The 17,372-nt window shown below is 67.1% G+C and carries 13 protein-coding genes; 9 read left to right on the forward strand and 4 right to left on the reverse strand.

Annotated features, from left to right (window positions below; all coding sequences use genetic code 11):
• The first annotated feature begins 437 nt into the window (after positions 1-437).
• Positions 438-1,394 carry an RluA family pseudouridine synthase gene (locus tag LC490_RS05505; RefSeq protein WP_031371688.1) on the forward strand — a complete coding sequence of 319 codons (957 nt, stop codon included), beginning with the start codon at positions 438-440 and terminating at the stop codon, positions 1,392-1,394.
• Positions 1,395-1,545: 151 nt separating this feature from the next.
• On the opposite strand, the gene LC490_RS05510 is transcribed toward LC490_RS05505, so the two are convergent.
• Both LC490_RS05510 and LC490_RS05515 read right to left on the reverse strand, forming a co-directional pair.
• Positions 1,546-1,962 (reverse strand): energy transducer TonB, encoded by a 417-nt coding sequence (locus tag LC490_RS05510; protein WP_051884795.1) that lies wholly within the window; start codon positions 1,960-1,962, stop codon positions 1,546-1,548.
• A 7-nt stretch (positions 1,963-1,969) separates the two neighbouring features.
• Complete coding sequence (locus LC490_RS05515; protein ID WP_031371686.1) at positions 1,970-2,311, reverse strand: 4a-hydroxytetrahydrobiopterin dehydratase; 342 nt, start codon at positions 2,309-2,311, stop codon at positions 1,970-1,972.
• A gap of 143 nt (positions 2,312-2,454) precedes the next feature.
• Here LC490_RS05515 and LC490_RS05520 point away from each other — a divergent pair, with 143 nt between their 5' ends.
• Positions 2,455-3,051, forward strand: coding sequence for an NfuA family Fe-S biogenesis protein (locus tag LC490_RS05520; RefSeq protein WP_031371685.1), 597 nt, complete (start codon positions 2,455-2,457; stop codon positions 3,049-3,051).
• Between the two features lie 19 nt (positions 3,052-3,070).
• On the forward strand, positions 3,071-4,789 hold the full coding sequence (locus LC490_RS05525) for a hypothetical protein (protein WP_223619541.1): 1,719 nt from the start codon (positions 3,071-3,073) through the stop codon (positions 4,787-4,789).
• Positions 4,790-4,971: 182 nt separating this feature from the next.
• Here LC490_RS05525 and LC490_RS05530 read toward each other — a convergent pair whose 3' ends face one another.
• The gene (locus tag LC490_RS05530; RefSeq protein ID WP_031371683.1) at positions 4,972-5,427 is read right to left on the reverse strand and encodes a cytochrome c; all 456 of its coding nucleotides are present in this window, start codon (positions 5,425-5,427) and stop codon (positions 4,972-4,974) included.
• An 8-nt stretch (positions 5,428-5,435) separates the two neighbouring features.
• Positions 5,436-5,834, reverse strand: a complete 399-nt coding sequence (locus LC490_RS05535) for a cytochrome c (protein WP_031371682.1) — start codon at positions 5,832-5,834, stop codon at positions 5,436-5,438.
• Positions 5,835-6,174: 340 nt separating this feature from the next.
• On the opposite strand from LC490_RS05535, the gene LC490_RS05540 reads away from it, so the two are divergent.
• The 6 genes from LC490_RS05540 to LC490_RS05565 all read left to right on the forward strand — a co-directional run bounded on the left by LC490_RS05540 (position 6,175) and on the right by LC490_RS05565 (position 16,962).
• Positions 6,175-7,320, forward strand: a complete 1,146-nt coding sequence (locus LC490_RS05540) for an efflux RND transporter periplasmic adaptor subunit (protein ID WP_223619542.1) — start codon at positions 6,175-6,177, stop codon at positions 7,318-7,320.
• 90 nt (positions 7,321-7,410) lie between these two features.
• Positions 7,411-10,938: an efflux RND transporter permease subunit gene (locus LC490_RS05545; protein WP_223619543.1), complete on the forward strand. Its 3,528-nt coding sequence runs from the start codon at positions 7,411-7,413 to the stop codon at positions 10,936-10,938.
• 12 nt (positions 10,939-10,950) lie between these two features.
• The gene (locus tag LC490_RS05550) at positions 10,951-14,028 is read left to right on the forward strand and encodes an efflux RND transporter permease subunit (protein ID WP_223619544.1); all 3,078 of its coding nucleotides are present in this window, start codon (positions 10,951-10,953) and stop codon (positions 14,026-14,028) included.
• An 84-nt stretch (positions 14,029-14,112) separates the two neighbouring features.
• Positions 14,113-14,256 (forward strand): hypothetical protein, encoded by a 144-nt coding sequence (locus tag LC490_RS05555; protein ID WP_223619545.1) that lies wholly within the window; start codon positions 14,113-14,115, stop codon positions 14,254-14,256.
• Positions 14,257-14,460: 204 nt separating this feature from the next.
• Entirely contained in the window at positions 14,461-16,152 is a 1,692-nt protein-coding gene (locus LC490_RS05560; protein WP_031371678.1) for an AAA family ATPase, read from the forward strand.
• Positions 16,153-16,161: 9 nt separating this feature from the next.
• Positions 16,162-16,962 carry a general secretion pathway protein GspB gene (locus LC490_RS05565; RefSeq protein ID WP_223619546.1) on the forward strand — a complete coding sequence of 267 codons (801 nt, stop codon included), beginning with the start codon at positions 16,162-16,164 and terminating at the stop codon, positions 16,960-16,962.
• Positions 16,963-17,372: the final 410 nt, after the last annotated feature.

Consider the following 17,372-nt stretch of genomic DNA (forward strand, 5'->3'; position numbering starts at 1 on the left):
ACTTCGCCGTCGCGATCGTCGGCCGCAGCGAATGCGGGCCGCCCGCGCGCCGGCGAGGTCTCCACTACCAGCGCTACATCACCACGGCACGCCGCGGGAGCGCTTCTTACCTACTCGGTTCTTTCGGGGCCGGCGACGCGAACGTCGCTCGGGGCGGGCGGCGACGCGTCAAGCCGGCTCTCAACGAGCCTCAGGCTTGGGCGCCGCACGGGTGTTCATCTCGACGGTTTGACCCATCGGGCGCTGGCCGGTTCCGCCGGTCCGTCGCTGCTAACATGGCTACCCCGTGGGCAGTGGTTAGACGCGGACCGGAATCGCGGGAGGGGCTTTCGGCCCCGTACCGAACCGCACGCTTGTCAGGCGACGCGGTCGGGTACAACTCCCAGCGAAATCAAAACCTTATCTCGCGTCGCGAGTGTAACAGATAACGCTTCGGGATGACCCAGACAGCAAACTCCGGTAACACCGGCGCACGGACGGTGCGTGTACCCGAAGATCGTGAAGGTCAACGGCTCGACAATTTCCTCCTGGGCCAACTCAAAGGTGCGCCCAGGTCCTTGATCTACAAGCTCGTGCGCTCTGGCCAGGTGCGCGTGAACGGCGGCCGCGCCAAGGCCGAGCGCAAGCTCGAGGCCGGCGACGAGGTGCGCATTCCGCCGGTTCGTCTCAGCGAACAGGGCGACAAGCCGACCCCGCCGAAGGGGTTCATGGACGCCCTCGACGCGGCGATCGTGTTCGAGGACGCGCGCCTGCTCGCCCTGAACAAGCCCTCGGGGGTCGCCAGCCACGGCGGCAGCGGGATCAGTTTCGGCGCCATCGAGACCCTGCGCGCGCTGCGCCCGGGTCAGACCCTGGAGCTGGTGCACCGGCTCGACCGCGACACCTCCGGGCTGCTGATCGTGGCCAAGAAGCGTTCGGCGCTGACCGAGATGCAGGCCTTGATGCGCGAAGAGGGCGGGATCGCCAAGCGCTATCTGGCGCTGCTGACCGGGCGCATGCCCGAGGGCGTGATGAGCGTGGACGCGGCCCTGCACATCGGCCTGCGCCAGGGCGGCGAGCGCCATGTCCAGGTGCACCGCGACGGCAAGCCGTCGCTGAGCCACTTCAAAGTGCTGGAGCGGCGCGGCGGGCAATCGTATTGCGAGGTGCGGATCGAAACCGGCCGCACCCACCAGATCCGCGTGCATGCCCAGCACATCGGCCATCCGGTCGCCGGCGACGACAAGTACGGCGAGGTCGAGGCCAACAAGCGCCTGCGCGAGCAGGCCGGTCTCAAGCGCCTGTTCCTGCACGCCTCGACCCTGGAGTTCGCCCTCGACGGCGGCCGCGAGCCGTATCTGCTCAACGCGCCGTTGGCGCCGGAGCTGGTCGAAGTGCTGGATCGCCTGGGCTGAGCCGAAGTCCCCGCGTAGTCGCTGCCTGCGGGGAGCGGTACGGGGATCAGGCTTCGGTACCAGGCGCTCCGGCCTGATGCGGCGGCTCCGAACGAACAACGCCGGCTCAGGCCGGCGTTGTCGTCTGGCTGGATTTACTGCGCCAGTGGCCTCAGCCGCAATGCTCCGGGCGTGTCGCCGGCGAGTGGAAGGTCACCGGGACCTGGATGTCGGTCGACACCGGCTTGCCGTTGCGGGTCGCGGCTTCGAAGCGCCAACGCTGCACGCCCTTGATCGCGGCCTGGTCCAGCGCCGGGGTGCGGCTGCTTTCGAGCACGTCGACTTTCTTCGGCTTGCCGTCCGGGCCGACGCTGAGCTGCAGCACGACCTTGCCGCCGATCTGGTCGCAACCGATCTCCTGCGGGTAATCCGGCGGCGGCGTGTCGACCGCGCGCAGCGGCGTGGATGGAATGATCGGCGCATCCGCGGCGCGTTCGCCGCAGCCGGCGGCGACCAGGGCGAGCAGGGCGGCGCCGATTACCGGGAGCAGACGCGGCGAGAGGCGGGAGTTGCTGCGGATTGGGTTCATGGCGGGATCAACCGGTCAGAGCGTCGGCCTTGGCCGCGCAGATGAAGTCGTTCTCGCTCAGGCCACCGACATCGTGGGTCGAATACCGCACCACACAACGGTCGTAGTGGACGCCGAGATCGGGATGATGGTCTTCGCGATTGGCCATGAAGGCCAGGGCGTTCACGAAAGCCATCGTTCGATAATAGTCGTCGAAACGGAAGGTCCGGGTGAGGGCATGTCCGTCTTCGGCGAGCTCCCAGCCCGGCACCTCGGGCAGCAGTTCGCGGACCCGGGCTTCGCTGAGCCGGTGCTCGCTGCCGCGGCGGGCGATGCAATGAGCCTGAGAAAGCGGGATGAGATCGTTCATGCTGCGGACTCCTGGCGGCCCGGCGATGGCGCCGCGGCGTTGTTTCTGCGCCGCGACCGCCTTCCATGAACGGAATCGTATCGCCGACGGTCGTAGGATGCATGCACGGCTTCATGCCGTGCTGACCCCGTTAGAATAGCCCGATGATCAATATTTCCGAATCCGCGCAAACCCACTTCCGCAAACTCCTCGAGCGCGAGGCCCTGCCGGGGCTCGGAGTGCGGCTGTCGGCGGTGCATCCGGGTACGCCGCGCGCCGACGTGCGCCTGGAGTTCGCCGAACCGGCCGATCTGGCCGGCGACGAATGGGCGGTGGATTGCGAGGGCTTCACCCTGTGGCTGCGCGCCGACAGCGTGCAGTACCTGGACGGCGCGGAGATCGATTACGAGGTCAAGGCCACCGGCGGCCAGTTGCAGATCCGCGCGCCCAAGATCAAGGGCGAGGCGCCGACCGATTCGGCCTCGCTGGTCGAGCGGGTGCGCTGGGTGGTCGAACACGAGGTCAACCCGCAGCTCGCCCAGCACCGCGGCCATGTCTCGGTGCAGGAAGTGACCGCCGACGGCGTGGTCGTGCTGCGCTTCGGCGGCGGCTGCCACGGTTGCGGCATGGCCGACGTGACCCTCAAGCAGGGCATCGAAACCACCTTGATGACCAAGGTGCCGGGCGTGACCGCGGTACGCGACGCCACCGATCACGAGACCGGTGACGCGCCGTACATCCCTCGAGACACCGCCGCCTGATTCCGGCGCGGCGCAGCCTATGCCCACCGCCGCCTCCGTCATCGAAGCACTGCAACGCCGGTTGCGGCTTTCCATGCGGCGCGATTCGCCCCCGCCGGGCGAATTCCCGGCGGGCTGGCAAAGCTGGCTGGAGTCGTTGCAGGAACGCAGCGGTGCGGTGACCGGCGCGACTTCGGACGCGTTGGTCGCGGTGATCGCGCAGCGGCCCTTGGCGCAACCGCCGCCGCGCGCGGCCATGCTCAACCGTTGGCAGGCCTTCGCGACTCTGTGGCGTCAGCAATGGCAACCGCCGGAGCGCGAGGAGCGCTGGCTGCGCTGGATCGCCGGCGCGTTCTCGCTGGTCTGGCATATCTTCGTCGCCGGCCTGCTGATCTGGCTGATGTATCTGCAGTTCTTCGCCACCCGGCCGCCGCCGGAAGGCGAGAACGTCACCATGATCGAATACATCGGCGAGGGCACGCCGAAGGAACCCGGCGGCGGCTCGCAGCAGCCGAGCGACCAGCCGCAGGCCGAGACCCCGCAGGCGCAGCAGCCCACCCAGCAACAGCCGGCCCCGGCCGAGCCTTCGCCGCCGCAATTGGCGGCGGATGCGCCCTTGCCGACCCCGGAACTGCAGGCGACCTTGCCCGAGGTGCCGCAGCGCGACGTGCCCGAACCGCAACTGCCGGCGCCGACCGTCGAGCAACCGGTGATGGTCAGCAAGGAAGTGCCGGATTCGCCGCAGATCTTCGTGTTGCCGCCGACGCGTCGCCGCCTCGACGACACCCCGCGCGTGCCGCAACTCGAGGCCAAGACCCAGCCGGTGCCGTCGCTCGACGTGCCGGCGCCGTTGCAGCCGATCGCGCGCGAATTGCCGCAGCGCGAGATCGCCGCGCCGAGCATCGCGGTGCAGCCGCGCGAAGTGAGCGTGCGCGACGTGCCTGCGCCGCTGTCGCGGGTGCCGGTGCGCGAGTTGCCGACGCCATCGATCGCGGCGCCGCAGCTGCGTTCGACCGCGCCGCAGGTGCGCATCGCCGACATCCCCACGCCGTCCGCGGCCGCCTCGACCGCGCCGTCGCCGAGCACTGCGCCGGCTGCGCCGCCGTCGTTTCCAGCCTCAGCTGCGAACGCCACCAGCCCTGCGCCGGCAAGCGCGTCCAGTTCCAAGCCTGCCGCTTCGAGTTCGGCCCCGGCCGCGAGTTCGAGCCCGCCCGCGGCGACCGCCGGCGCCGGCCCGAAACCGACGCCCGCGCCCGGGACCTGGTCGTCGCCGAAGCGCGGCGACGATTGGGGCGATTCCACCCGCAACCAGCCCGGCGGTCAGCGCGGCGACACGCCGGGCCTGTACAACAGCGACGGCAGCGTGCGTCTGGCCGATGCGCCGGGCTCGGCTTCGCCGGGCAAACCGCCGGGCACGATCACCGCCGAGATCAAGGACCTCGACCGTGCCGGCACCTGGTTGCGGCGCAAGCCCACCGATTACGAGCCGACCGCGCTCGACAAGTACTGGCGCCCGAACGAGACCCTGCTGGCCGAGTGGGTCCGGCGCAGCGTGCAGACGGTGATGATTCCGATCCCGGGCAGCAAGGGCAAAAGCATCCAGTGTTCGGTCGCCCTGCTGATGCTCGGCGGCAGTTGCGGCATCAACGACCCGAACCTCAACGAACAACCGGCCACCGCGCGGCCGCCGCCGGATATCCCGTTCAAGCCGCATCTGCAGGAAGACAACGGCAGCGTGCGGCCGCCGCCGGGCGGGTGAAGGCGGTCGCTGGATTGGATGCCTGGCTCCAGAGGGCTGGGCTGCGCTAGTTGTCGCGGTAGCGCAGTTCGCCAGGGCTCGGGCAGCAGCGGCTCTTTCGCAAATGCCGCCGCAAACGAAAACGGCCCGCTGATGCGGGCCGTTTGTGTCTGATCGACTGCGCGGCGAGGCCGCGCGACGGCTCAGTGGATGCCGTGCAGGTCGCGCAGTTGGCTTTTCTGACGCGAACCGAAGTAGGCGGAGAGATCGGCGATCTGCTGATCGTTCAGATCCTTGGCCTGGCTCGACATCAGCGGGTGCTCGCGGTCGCCATCGCGGTACATCTGCAGCGAGTGCGCGATGTAATCGTGGTACTGGCCGGCGAGCTTCGGGTAGGTCGGGTCGATCGGCGCATTGCCTTCGGCGCCGTGGCAGTCGACGCAGGACTGGCCGGTGGCCTTGCCCTTGACGCTGGCGAGCTTCTCGCCCGCGGCGACGTTGCCGGCCGGCAGGCCCGCCGACGACGAAGTGTGGCCGGCGTCGCGGTCGGCCGAAGAATGGCCGGCCGGGACTTCACCGCCCTGCGAGCAGGCGGCGAGGGTCAGGACCGAGAACAGGGCGATGGCGAGGCCGCTCTTGAAGAAGCTGGAGTTCGTCATGGGGCGGCTCACTTGGCGCTGGAAAGGAAGGCGGCGATATCGGCGATGTCCTGGTCAGAGAAGCTCTGAGCCTGGGCCTGCATCGTCGGGTGCTTGCGCGTGCCTTTCTTGTATTCGGTCAGCGCATTCGTCAGGTATTCCGGCGACTGCCCGACGATCTTGGGAACGTGATAGTTCGGGTACGCGTTCTTGTAGCCGGTGACGCCGTGGCAGCCCTGGCAGGTATAGGTCAGTTGGCGGCCGGTCTCGGCACTGCCCTTGATGGCCGGCGCGGCGGCCGGAGTGGCCGAGGGCGCCGGAATGGCGGCGGCGGCGGTGGGGGCCGGCGCCTTGGCGGGTTCCTCGGCGTGCGCCGTCATGGCGGCCAGGGTCAGGGCAAAGCAGGCGGCGGTCATCAGCGGTCGCATCATGTCTAGTCCGCAATCTCGAATGGCTAGCGAAAGGTGGTGGCTGGCTGTGCAGGGCCGGAGCCGCGCATAAGTCGGCGAGTATAGCCGGCCATGCGACTGCAACGAAGTCGTCCTTGAGCGCATCCATACTCGGCGGGTGGCGCTGGCGCGCCGCCCGAGGCCGCCGCAGGCGCGCGATCGGCATCGCTCGCGCTAACCGTGCCTCAGAATAAATGCATGGCTCCAGTCACCATTACCTTCGGCGGATGGTGGTTTTCAGGGCCGGTGATATACCTATATACAACACCGGCATACGACCGGTAACCGACGAAAAAACTAGAGCTTGGGGTCGTCTCGAATGCGTCAACTCACCAATATCCGCAAGAGCGGTCCGGCAATGGGCGGCACGGTGGCAGTCGCCGCCCTGGCCCTGGCCTGTGTGCTCGGCCTGTCGGCCTGCAAGGGCGGCGCCGGCGCTGCGGAAGCGCAGGCCAAGGAAGCCAAGGACAAAGCATCGGAAGCGGTTCCGGTCGAGGTCGCCCAGGCGACGCGGCGCGCGATCGCGGCCAGCTACACCGGTACTGCGCCGCTGGAGGCGCGGGCCGAATCGCAGGTGGTAGCCAAGACCTCGGGCGTGGCGCTCGCGGTGATGGTCGAGGAAGGCCAGCACGTGCAGGCCGGCCAAATCCTGGTCCGGCTCGACTCGGCGCGCGCCGAGCTGCAGGCCGCCCAGACCAACGCCACCATGCGCAAGCTCGAGGCCAACTACGCCCGCTCCAAGCAACTGGCCGAACAACGCCTGCTCAGCGCCAACGACAACGACCAACTGCGCTACGACCTGGAGAACGCCCGCGCCGCCAATCGCATGGCGAACCTGGAGTTGTCTTACGCCAAGGTCGAAGCGCCGATCTCGGGCATCGTCGCCTCGCGTTCGATCAAGACCGGCAACTTCGTCCAGATCAACTCGCCGATCATCCGCATCGTCGACACCTCGCGCCTGGAGGCCACGCTCAACGTGCCCGAGCGCGAGCTGGCCACGCTGAAAGCGGGCTTGCCGGTACAGATGCAGGTCGATGCCATGCCCGGCAAGGTCTTCACCGGCACGGTCGACCGCGTCGCCCCGGTGGTCGATTCCGGCAGCGGCACGTTCCGGGTGATCTGCGCCTTCGAAGGCGGCGGCACGCTGCAGCCCGGCATGTTCGGCCGCCTGCGCATCGATTACGACAACCGTGCCGATGCGCTGGTGGTGCCGCGTGCGGCGCTGCTCGACGACGAGGGCGACCCGGCGGTGTTCGTGGTGCGCGGCAAGAAGGTCTCGCGCGTCCCGGTCAAGCTGGGCTATCTCGACGGCGCCTGGGCCGAGGTCCGCGACGGCCTCAAGCTCGGCGACCAGGTCGTGGTCGCGGGCAAGACGGCGTTGCGCGAAGGGACCGAGGTGCAGTTGATCGGCCAGTCTGCGCCGCGTGAAGTCGCCGCCGCGAAGCCCGCCGCACAGAAACAGTAAGCAAGCGCGCGTCGTACGCGCGCCCTTGCCGCTGCCGCGGTCCACCGCGGCGGCGGCCCACATAACACTTAAAGAACGTGGGGACTGACTGTGGCTCAGCCTTCGGACACGACGTCCTTCAACCTCGTGGAATTCTCCACGCGCCGCCGGGTCACGGTGGCGATGGTGACCATTACCTTCCTGCTGTTCGGCGTGATCGCCCTCAACAGCCTCAAGGTCAACCTGCTGCCGGATCTCAGCTACCCGACGCTGACGGTCCGCACCGAATACACCGGCGCCGCGCCGACCGAAATCGAGACCCTGGTGACCGAGCCGCTGGAAGAGGCGCTCGGCGTGGTCAAGGGCTTGCGCAAGCTCAAGTCGGTCTCGCGCACCGGACAAAGCGACGTCGTGCTGGAGTTCGCCTGGGGCACCGACATGGATCAGGCCAGCCTGGAAGTGCGCGACAAGATGGAAGTCGTGCAGTTGCCGCTGGAAGTGAAGAAGCCGGTGCTGCTGCGTTTCAATCCTTCGACCGAGCCGATCCTGCGCATCGCCCTGTCCAACAAGGGGGCGGCGGCCGACGAGACCGATGCGATCAGGCGCCTGACCGAACTGCGCCGTTACGCCGACGACGACCTGAAGAAGAAACTCGAACCGGTCGACGGCGTCGCCGCGGTCAAGGTCGGCGGTGGTCTGGAGGACGAGATCCAGGTCGATATCGACCAGCAAAAGATTTCCCAGCTCAATCTGCCGATTGACACCGTCATCCAGCGCCTGCAGCAGGAGAACATCAATATCTCCGGCGGCAGCCTGCAGGAAGGCAACCAGCGTTATCTGGTACGCACGGTCAATCAGTTCGCGACCGTGCCGGAAATCCGCGAGATGCTGGTCACGACGCAGGCGGCCGGCGGCAACGCCGCCGCGGACGCGGCCGCGGAAATGGCGCGAGTCGCCGCCGCTTCCGGCTCGGCCGACGCCATGGCCGCCGCGGCTTCGGTGCAGAGTGCCTCTTCGGGCGAGCAGAGCACCCCGGCCGGCGGCAAGCCGGTGCGGTTGAAGGACATCGCCGAAGTCCGCCAAGGCTACAAGGAGCGCGAAGCGATCATCCGCCTGGCCGGCAAGGAAGCGGTGGAGCTGGCGATCTACAAGGAAGGCGACGCGAATACCGTGGCCAGCGCCGACGCCATCCAGGCGCGGCTGGAGGCGATCAAATCGCAGATCCCGGCCGACGTCGAGCTGACCACGATCGACGACCAGTCGCAGTTCATCCGCCATGCCATCGCCGACGTCAAGAAGGACGCGGTGATCGGCGGCCTGCTCGCGATCCTGATCATCTTCCTGTTCCTGCGCGATGGCTGGAGCACCTTCGTGATCGGCCTGTCGCTGCCGGTCTCGATCGTGACCACCTTTTTCTTCATGGGCCAGCTCGATCTGAGTCTCAACGTGATGTCGCTCGGCGGCCTGGCCTTGGCCACCGGCCTGGTGGTCGACGACTCGATCGTGGTGCTCGAAAGCATCGCCAAGGCGCGCGAACGCGGGCTCGGCATTCTCGAAGCGGCCGTTACCGGCACCCGCGAGGTCAGCATGGCGGTGGTCGCCTCGACCCTGACCACGATTGCGGTGTTCCTGCCGCTGGTGTTCGTCGAAGGCATCGCCGGCCAGTTGTTCCGCGACCAGGCGTTGACCGTAGCCCTGGCGATCGGCATCTCGCTGATCGTGTCCATGACCCTGATCCCGATGCTGAGCGCATTGCGCGGACGGCCGGCGATGGGTTTCCAGGAAGAAGCGCCGCATCCGCGTTGGCGGCCGCGCAACCGCGTGCTGAAAGTGCTGTCGTGGCCGTTTTACGCGATCGTCGCGGCGGTCCGCTGGAGCTTCTTCGGCATCTCCTGGGCGGTGGTGCGCGCCTGGCGTATTCTCGCCGCGGTGGTCGGCCCTGTCATGCGCAAGGCCAGCGATCTGGCCATGGCGCCGTACGGTCGCGCCGAAAGCACTTATCTCAAGCTGTTACCGGCGGCGTTGGGTCGACCGGCCCTGGTGCTGCTGCTCGCCGGCGCCGCCTTCGTCGCGACGATCGCGACGGTGCCCTTGCTCGGCACCGATCTGATCCCGCAGTTGGCCCAGGATCGCTTCGAGATGACGGTCAAGCTGCCGCCCGGCACGCCGCTGCGCGAGACCGACAAGCTGGTGCGCGAGCTGCAGCTCAAGCACGACAAGGACCCCGGCATCCGCGCGCTGTTCGGCGTTAGCGGCAGCGGCACTCGCCTGGACGCGAACCCGACCGAGAGCGGCGAAAACATCGGCAAGCTGACCGTGGTGATGGCCGACGGCGGCAGCAAGGAAGTCGAGGCGGGCGAGACCGAGCGCCTGCGCGAAACCATGCGTGCGCATCCGTCGGCCCAGGTCGGCTTCGCTCGCCCGCAGTTGTTCAGTTTCTCGACGCCGCTGGAAATCGAACTGCGCGGCCAGGACCTGGAGACCATCCAGCGCGCCGGTCAACGTATGGCGGCGATGCTGCGCGCCAACCCGCACTACGCCGACGTCAAGTCGACCGTGGAGCAAGGCTTCCCGGAGATCCAGATCCGTTTCGACCAGGACCGGGCCGGTGCGCTCGGCCTGACCACGCGCCAGATCGCCGACGCGGTGGTCAAGAAGGTGCGCGGCGAAGTCGCCACGCGCTATAGCTTCCGCGACCGCAAGATCGACGTGCTGGTGCGGGCGCGCGAATCCGACCGGGCCTCGCTGGAAAGCATCCGTCGTTTGATCGTCAATCCGGGCAGCAGCCGGCCGGTGACCTTGAGCTCGGTCGCCGACGTGGTCTCGACCACCGGCCCCAGCGAGATCCATCGCGCCGATCAGGTTCGAGTGGCGATCGTCTCGGCCAACTTGCGCGAGATCGACCTCGGCGGCGCTATCGACGAGGTCAACCGGATGGTCGCCGAACAGCCGCTCGGCCCGGAAATCGGCATGCACATCGGCGGCCAGGGCGAGGAGCTGCAGCAGTCGATCAACTCGCTGCTGTTCGCGTTCGGCCTGGCGATCTTTCTGGTCTACCTGGTGATGGCCTCGCAGTTCGAGTCGCTGCTGCATCCGTTCGTGATCCTGTTCACCATCCCGTTGGCCCTGGTCGGCGCGGTATTGGCCCTGGTCATGACCCGTTCGCCGATATCGGTGGTGGTATTCATCGGCCTGATCCTGCTGGTCGGCCTGGTGGTCAAGAACGCGATCATCCTGATCGACAAGGTCAATCAGCTGCGCGAGGAGGGCGTGGGCAAGCGCGAGGCCTTGATCGAAGGCGCGCGTTCGCGACTGCGCCCGATCGTGATGACCACCACCTGCACCTTGTTCGGTTTCCTGCCGCTTGCGATCGCCACCGGCGAGGGCGCCGAAGTCCGCGCGCCGATGGCGATCACGGTGATCGGCGGCTTGCTGGTGTCGACGCTGCTGACCTTGCTGGTGATCCCGGTGGTGTACGACCTGCTCGACCGCCGCTCCGACGAGCACTATCGCGAGCGCGCTCGTCGCGCCCGCCGCGACTCCAATGCGGTCGCCGAACACATCCACGACGAGCAGGCGCCTTTGCACGACGCCGACCCGCATCATTCGCTGCACGGCCACCAGCCGGGCCAGGCCTGAGGAGCACCCAGGATGAGTGTTGCTGAGTTCAGCATCCGGCGTCCGGTCACGGTCATCATGGCCTTCGTGTCGATGTTCGTGATCGGCCTGATTGCGGCGGTGCGCCTGCCGCTGGAGGCCTTCCCGTCGGTCTCGTTCCCGTTCCTCGTGGTGCAGATGCCATATACCGGCTCGACCCCGGAAGAGGTCGAGCGCACGGTGTTGCGCCCGACCGAAGACGCGTTGTCGACGATGACCGGCATCAAGCGAATGGAGGGGACTGCGCGCGCGGACAGTTCCGAGGTGGTGATCGAATTCGCGAACTGGGACCGCGACATCGCCATCGCGGCCTCCGAGGCACGCGAGCGCATCGATGCGATCCGCAGCGACCTGCCGGACGATCTGCAGCGCTACTTCGTGTTCAAGTTCTCCACGACCGATCAGGCGTTCTTGCGCATCCGCCTGGCCGGCGAGCACGACCTGTCCGGCTCCTATGAACTGATCGACCGCGAGTTCAAGCGCCGTATCGAGCGCCTGCCCGGAGTGGCCAAGGTCGAAATCTCCGGCGTCTCTCCGAACGAAGTCGAGATCGCGATCGCGCCGGACCGGCTGACCGCGCACAACATCAGCCTCAATGAGTTGACCACGCGCCTGCAGGCGGTCAACTTCTCGGTCTCGGCCGGCGAGATCGAGGACGGCGGGCGCCGCTTGCGGGTGCAGCCGGTCGGGGAAATCACCGACCTACAGCAGTTGCGCGACCTGGTCATCGGCACCAACGGCACCCGTCTGGGCGACATCGCCGAGGTCCGCTACAAGCCCAAACGCATGGCTTACGGCCGGCGCCTCGACGGCAAGCCGGCGGTCGGCCTGGACATCTTCAAGGACCGCAGCGCCAATCTGGTCGAAGTGTCGCGCCTGGCGCTGGCCGAGGTCGAGAAGATCAAGTCCGAGTCGGCGTTGCGCGGGGTGCAGTTCAAGATCATTTCCAACGAAGGCGAGGAGGTGACCAGTTCGTTGCTGGAGTTGGCCGAGGCCGGCGCGGTCGGCCTGGTGTTGTCGATGGCGGTGTTGTTCTTCTTCCTGCGCCATTGGCCGTCGACGTTGATGGTAACCCTCGCGATCCCGATCTGCTTCGTGATCACCCTGGGCTTCATGTACTTCGTCGGCGTGACTCTCAACATCCTGACCATGATGGGCCTGCTGCTGGCTGTCGGCATGCTGGTCGACAACGCCGTGGTGGTGGTCGAGAGCATCTACCAGGAGCGCGAGAAGATGCCGGACCAGCCGCGGCTGGCCTCGGTGATCGGCACTCGCCACGTCGCCATCGCCCTGTCGGCAGGCACGCTGTGCCACTGCATCGTGTTCGTGCCGAATCTGTTCGGCGAAACCAACCAGATCAAGATCTTCATGTCGCAGCTCGCGATCACGATCTCGGTCTCGCTGCTGGCCTCGTGGCTGGTCGCGGTGAGCCTGATTCCGATGATCTCGGCGCGGCTCAAGACGCCGCCGACCATCAACCGCAGCACGGGGCTGATTCCTTACCTGCAGCGCAATTATGCCCGGCTGTTGCGCTGGAGCCTGGAGCACCGCGGCTGGAGCGTGTTCGGCATCCTGCTGATCATCGCGATCAGCATCTGGCCGATGACCCAGACCAAGTACGACATGTTCGGCGGCGAGGGCGGCGACAGCGCCCGCGTCTACTACCAGTGGAAGGGCAGCTACACCAAGGAGCAGATGTCGGACGAGGTCAAGCGGATCGAGGACTATCTCGACGCCAACCGCAAGAAATTCCACATCACCCAGGTCTATTCGTATTACAGCGAGGACGGCGACGCCAACACGGTCATCACCTTCGACAAGGAACTGGTCAAGAAGACCAAGCCGATCACCGACGAGATCAGCAAGGGCCTGCCGAAATCGGCGCGCGCCGGTATCGGCATCGGCGACGAGGGCGATCAGGGCCAGCAGAATCAGGTCCAGGTGCAATTGGTCGGCGATTCCAGCGCCATGCTTGAACGGCTGGGCCAGGACATCGTGCCGATCCTGGCGCGCAGCCCGCGCTTTCGCGACGTGCGTGTCGAAGCCGGCGACCGCAACAACGAGCTGCGCATCCGGGTCGACCGCGAACGCGCCGCCGCGTTTGGTTTCAGCGCCGACGAGGTGTCCAAGTTCGTCGGACTGGCCTTGCGCGGCGCCACCCTGCGCGAGTTCCGGCGCGGCGACAGCGAGGTGCAGGTATGGGCGCGCTTCGCCGGCGCCGATCAGTTCAGCACCGCCGAGATCGCGTCCTTCACCGTGCGCGCGCCCGACGGCCGCAGCGTGCCGCTGTTGAGCATGGTCGAGGTCGACGTGCATCCCTCGGCGACCCAGATCAGCCGGGTCAACCGCCAGACCACCTTGACCATCAAGTCCAACCTCGGCGACAAGGTCACGGTGCCGGAGGCGCGCAAGGAAATGGAAGCGATCCTCAAGCGGGTCGCGTTCCCGCCCGGTTATAGCTATTCCTTCGACGGCAGTGCGTTCCAGCGCGACGACGAGGCCAACCAGCAGATGCTGTTCAATCTGCTGATCGCCCTGATCATGATCTATGTGGTGATGGCGGCCGTGTTCGAATCGCTGTTGTTCCCTTCGGCGATCATGAGCGGCGTGCTGTTCTCGGTGTTCGGGGTGTTCTGGCTGTTCTGGATCACCGGTACCACCTTCGGGATCATGTCCTTCATCGGCGTACTGGTGCTGATGGGCGTGGTGGTGAACAACGGCATCGTCATGATCGAGCACATCAACAACCTGCGGCGTCGGGGCCTGTCGCGCACCGAGGCACTGGTCGAAGGCAGCCGCGAGCGCCTGCGCCCGATCCTGATGACGATGGGCACGGCGATCCTGGCGATGGTGCCGATCGCGTTGTCGACCAAGACCAGCGGCAATATGCCGCCGTACTTCCCGATGGCGCGCGCGATCGCCGGCGGCCTGGCGTTCTCGACCGTGGTCAGCCTGCTGTTCCTGCCGACCATCTACGCCATCCTCGACGACCTGCGCAGCGGTAGCGCCAAGCTGGTGCGGCGCGCCCGCGGCGTGCCATCCGAAGTGGGCGCTACGTCACAGCAGATTTGAGCCATGCGTTGACTCTGCTATTGCGGGTCGCTAACTTGGTGGGGCACGGAGATGGAGCCGTGCGCCACATCTTATGGAGGAAAGATGCGCAAGAAGACCATGGCGGTTCTGACCCTGGCGGCGATGCTGACCGGTTTCGCGAGTTCGGCGTTCGCCGGCGATGGCGGTATCGGCCTGTGCCAACGCGTCAACGAAATTTTGGTGATTATCACCTTGCCTTGCGGTTGACACGGCGACGACCCGCCTGAAGCGCGCCCCGGCTGAGGTCGGGGCGCTTGTATATCCCTTCCACTGGGGGGCATAGGCGCTTCAGAGGCCGAAACCGGCCGGAGCGCACGTTCCTTTTGCGCCGCGCGCAGTCCCGACGAGGGCAGGGCGCGTGCCAACACGATTTCATGGCAGGCTAGGCGCCTCGAAGCCACGACGACGCGCATGTACCTCGAGCACTATGGCCTGAAGGAGCCGCCGTTCTCGATCACCCCCGACCCGCGCTTCGTGTTTCTCAGCGAGCGTCACCGGGATGCGCTCGCGCACCTGCTGTTCGGCATCGGCCAGGGTGGGGGCGGCGGTTTCGTCCAGCTCACCGGCGAAGTCGGCACCGGCAAGACCACCCTGTGCCGGTTGCTGCTCGAACAACTGCCGGAGAAGACCCACGTCGCCCTGGTGCTGAACCCGCGCCTGACCCCGGTCGAGCTGCTGGAAACGATCTGTGAGGAACTGCACCTCGATCTGGCCGGCAAGCGCGGCAGCGTCAAGGCCTTGGTCGACGCGCTCAATGCCTACCTGCTCGGCGCCTATGCGCAGGGCCTGCGGGTGGTGTTGATCATCGACGAGGCGCAAAACCTCTCGCTGGAAGCGCTGGAGCAGGTGCGGTTGCTGACCAACCTGGAAACCGATACCCAGAAGCTGCTGCAGATCATCCTGCTCGGCCAGCCGGAGCTGCGCGTCATGCTCGCGCGCCCCGACATGCGCCAACTCTCGCAGCGCATCACCGCGCGTTTCCACTTGACCCCGTTGAGCGCGGACGAAACCACGGCCTTCCTGCGCCATCGCTACCGCATCGCGGGCGGTCAGCGCTTGCCGTTCACGCCCGGCGCGATCAAGCGCATTCACGCGCATTCCGGCGGCGTGCCGAGACTGATCAACGTGATCGCCGAGCGCGCTTTGCTCGGCGGTTACGCTCACGACAACATCCAGGTCGACGAGAGCACCGTGAACCGGGCCGCTGCCGAAGCGCTGGCGCCGAGCCAGCGAGGCGTTTCGCATCAACGCCTCGCCATTCTTTCTGCCGCGGCCATAGTGGCGTTGGCGCTCGGCGCGCTGTGGTGGTGGACACAGCCGCCACCGGCCACGGCGAACGCATCGACGGGCCAGGCCGGGGCGGGGAACAGCGCGCTCATCGCGAAGACCTCGGCCAAGCCGCGCGGCCAGGCCGGAACCACGGATGCGGATAAGACGCCATCGGCAGCGAAGACCGAAGCGAGTACGGAACGGGCGGCTGTAGCGAAGGACCCGACTGCAACGCCGCATTTGGACGAGACCGCTTTCGCGCAGCGTGTCGCTGCGGCCGAGGTCGCTTCGCTACCGGCATGGCGGCAGTTGCTGAGCGCGTGGCAGCTGCCGACGGATGAGGCGGCCGTTGCCGCAGCATCGCGATGTGTCCCTCCTATCGCTCCTGGAGTCTATTGCCTGCGCGGCGAGGCGAGTCTGGAAAAACTGGTCCAGTTCGGCCGTCCGGTGCTGCTGCATCTGCGCCTCGGCGTCCGCGACCCCTGGGTGCTGCTGAGCGGGGTAGATGCGAGCAAGGTGCGTTTGTCGCTGGACGGGACTTCATTCGACACCGAGCGCGCCGCACTCGAACGTTTATGGACTGGCGAGTATGCCGCTGTATGGCGCGGCCCGGAGGGCTTGGCGTCGTCGTTGTCGCCGCGCGCCGGCGGTGTACGCGGCGAGTGGTTGCGCACGCGGCTCGGCGCGACCGCGGCCGGTGGCGCGAGCATCGAGGACGTGCGTCGTTTCCAGACCGCACGCGGTTTGCTCAGCGACGGCGTCGTCGGTCCGGAGACCATGCTGGCGCTGTCGTCCGGCGACGCAGGCCCGCGTCTGCAGTCGGTGCTGGAGTAAAGGATGTCGTTGATTCTCGAAGCCCTGCGCAAATCCGAGGCCGAACGCCGCCGCGGCGAGTCGCCCGACCTGTATGCGGAACTGCCGCCGGTCGCCCGCGTGCAGCGTCAATCCACGCCGATCGGGTGGTGGCTGGTGCTCGCTGCGGTCGTCGTCGCTGCGCTTGCCTGGTGGTTCGGCAGCCGGCAGAGCCCGCCCGTCGAACCTCTCGCCGATAGCACGGGCGAAGTCGGCCAGCGCGATCGGATCGCCGATGCCGGGCCGCCTCGGATCGAAGCGCCCGCGATCGCCGAGTCGCCTGCTGCTCCGGTCAAACCGGTGCCAGAATCAGAATCGGAACCAGAGCAGAGGCCGGCAGCACCCGCACCGGTGCCGGCGAGCCCGGCCGTCGTCGCGGCGCCAGCGCCCCCGGCGCCTGCGGATACGAAGCCGGAGAGAGAGACAAATAAAGAGACCGTCGCGGTCGCGCCGCGCGCGCCGCCGGCGCCGGAACCTCGGCCGGCGCCGCCCATCGCGGTGCCGGAACCGTTGCCGGTAGCGCCGCCCGCGCCGCCGGCGCCGGTGGCCGTCGAACGCAACGAAGGCCTGCTGCTACTCGCCGACCTTCCGGCCGCCGAGCGCAAACAGCTGCCGCCGCTCAAACTGAGCATGCACATGTGGAACGACGCACCGGCGCAGCGGTTCGTGATCATCGACGGCCAGCGCCTGTCCGAAGGCGGCCGCATCGGCGATGCCGTGCTGGTCGCGATCAGGACCGACGGTGTGGTCCTGGACTGGAACGGACGGCGCCTGAAACTGCCGATTCGTTGAGCCTTGGCGATACGGAAGCTCCGTCTCCGATAGCCGCTTCTGCGCAGCGTAATCGGCACGAAGGCAAATCCCCGGCGCTACGTTTTCTCGTCTGCAACGAATCCTGCGCCGGGCGCTTGCCCCCTTTCCAAAGGGGGCAACAGGTACGGCGCATGAAACTGCTGGTTCGCTCTGCGCGAGGGCGTTCGCGGTACAGGAGTTCAGTGGCTCCAACTGTAGTCACACCGCGTAACAGTCCTCCCCCTTTGTGAGGGGGCAAGGGGGATTTGCTCTTGCACTTCCACGCAACGTCATCGGCACGAAGGCAACCTCCGCGCTCCGTTTGCTCGTCTGCAACGAATCCCGCGTCGGGCACTTGCCCCTCACAAAAGGGGCAATAGGGCGTGACGGCGAAGCTGTGCCGCTTAAAC

It is taken from the genome of Lysobacter sp. ESA13C (genome assembly GCF_019970005.1).
GTDB lineage: Bacteria > Pseudomonadota > Gammaproteobacteria > Xanthomonadales > Xanthomonadaceae > Lysobacter > Lysobacter antibioticus_B.

Bases quoted from the DNA above. Each gene is read 5' to 3' on its own strand.
- LC490_RS05505 (WP_031371688.1), top strand. From the start codon at position 438: ATGACCCAGACAGCAAACTCCGGTAACACCGGCGCACGGACGGTGCGT.
- LC490_RS05510 (WP_051884795.1), bottom strand. From the start codon at position 1,962: ATGAACCCAATCCGCAGCAACTCCCGCCTCTCGCCGCGTCTGCTCCCG.
- LC490_RS05515 (WP_031371686.1), bottom strand. From the start codon at position 2,311: ATGAACGATCTCATCCCGCTTTCTCAGGCTCATTGCATCGCCCGCCGC.
- LC490_RS05520 (WP_031371685.1), top strand. From the start codon at position 2,455: ATGATCAATATTTCCGAATCCGCGCAAACCCACTTCCGCAAACTCCTC.
- LC490_RS05525 (WP_223619541.1), top strand. From the start codon at position 3,071: ATGCCCACCGCCGCCTCCGTCATCGAAGCACTGCAACGCCGGTTGCGG.
- LC490_RS05530 (WP_031371683.1), bottom strand. From the start codon at position 5,427: ATGACGAACTCCAGCTTCTTCAAGAGCGGCCTCGCCATCGCCCTGTTC.
- LC490_RS05535 (WP_031371682.1), bottom strand. From the start codon at position 5,834: ATGCGACCGCTGATGACCGCCGCCTGCTTTGCCCTGACCCTGGCCGCC.
- LC490_RS05540 (WP_223619542.1), top strand. From the start codon at position 6,175: ATGCGTCAACTCACCAATATCCGCAAGAGCGGTCCGGCAATGGGCGGC.
- LC490_RS05550 (WP_223619544.1), top strand. From the start codon at position 10,951: ATGAGTGTTGCTGAGTTCAGCATCCGGCGTCCGGTCACGGTCATCATG.
- LC490_RS05555 (WP_223619545.1), top strand. From the start codon at position 14,113: ATGCGCAAGAAGACCATGGCGGTTCTGACCCTGGCGGCGATGCTGACC.
- LC490_RS05560 (WP_031371678.1), top strand. From the start codon at position 14,461: ATGTACCTCGAGCACTATGGCCTGAAGGAGCCGCCGTTCTCGATCACC.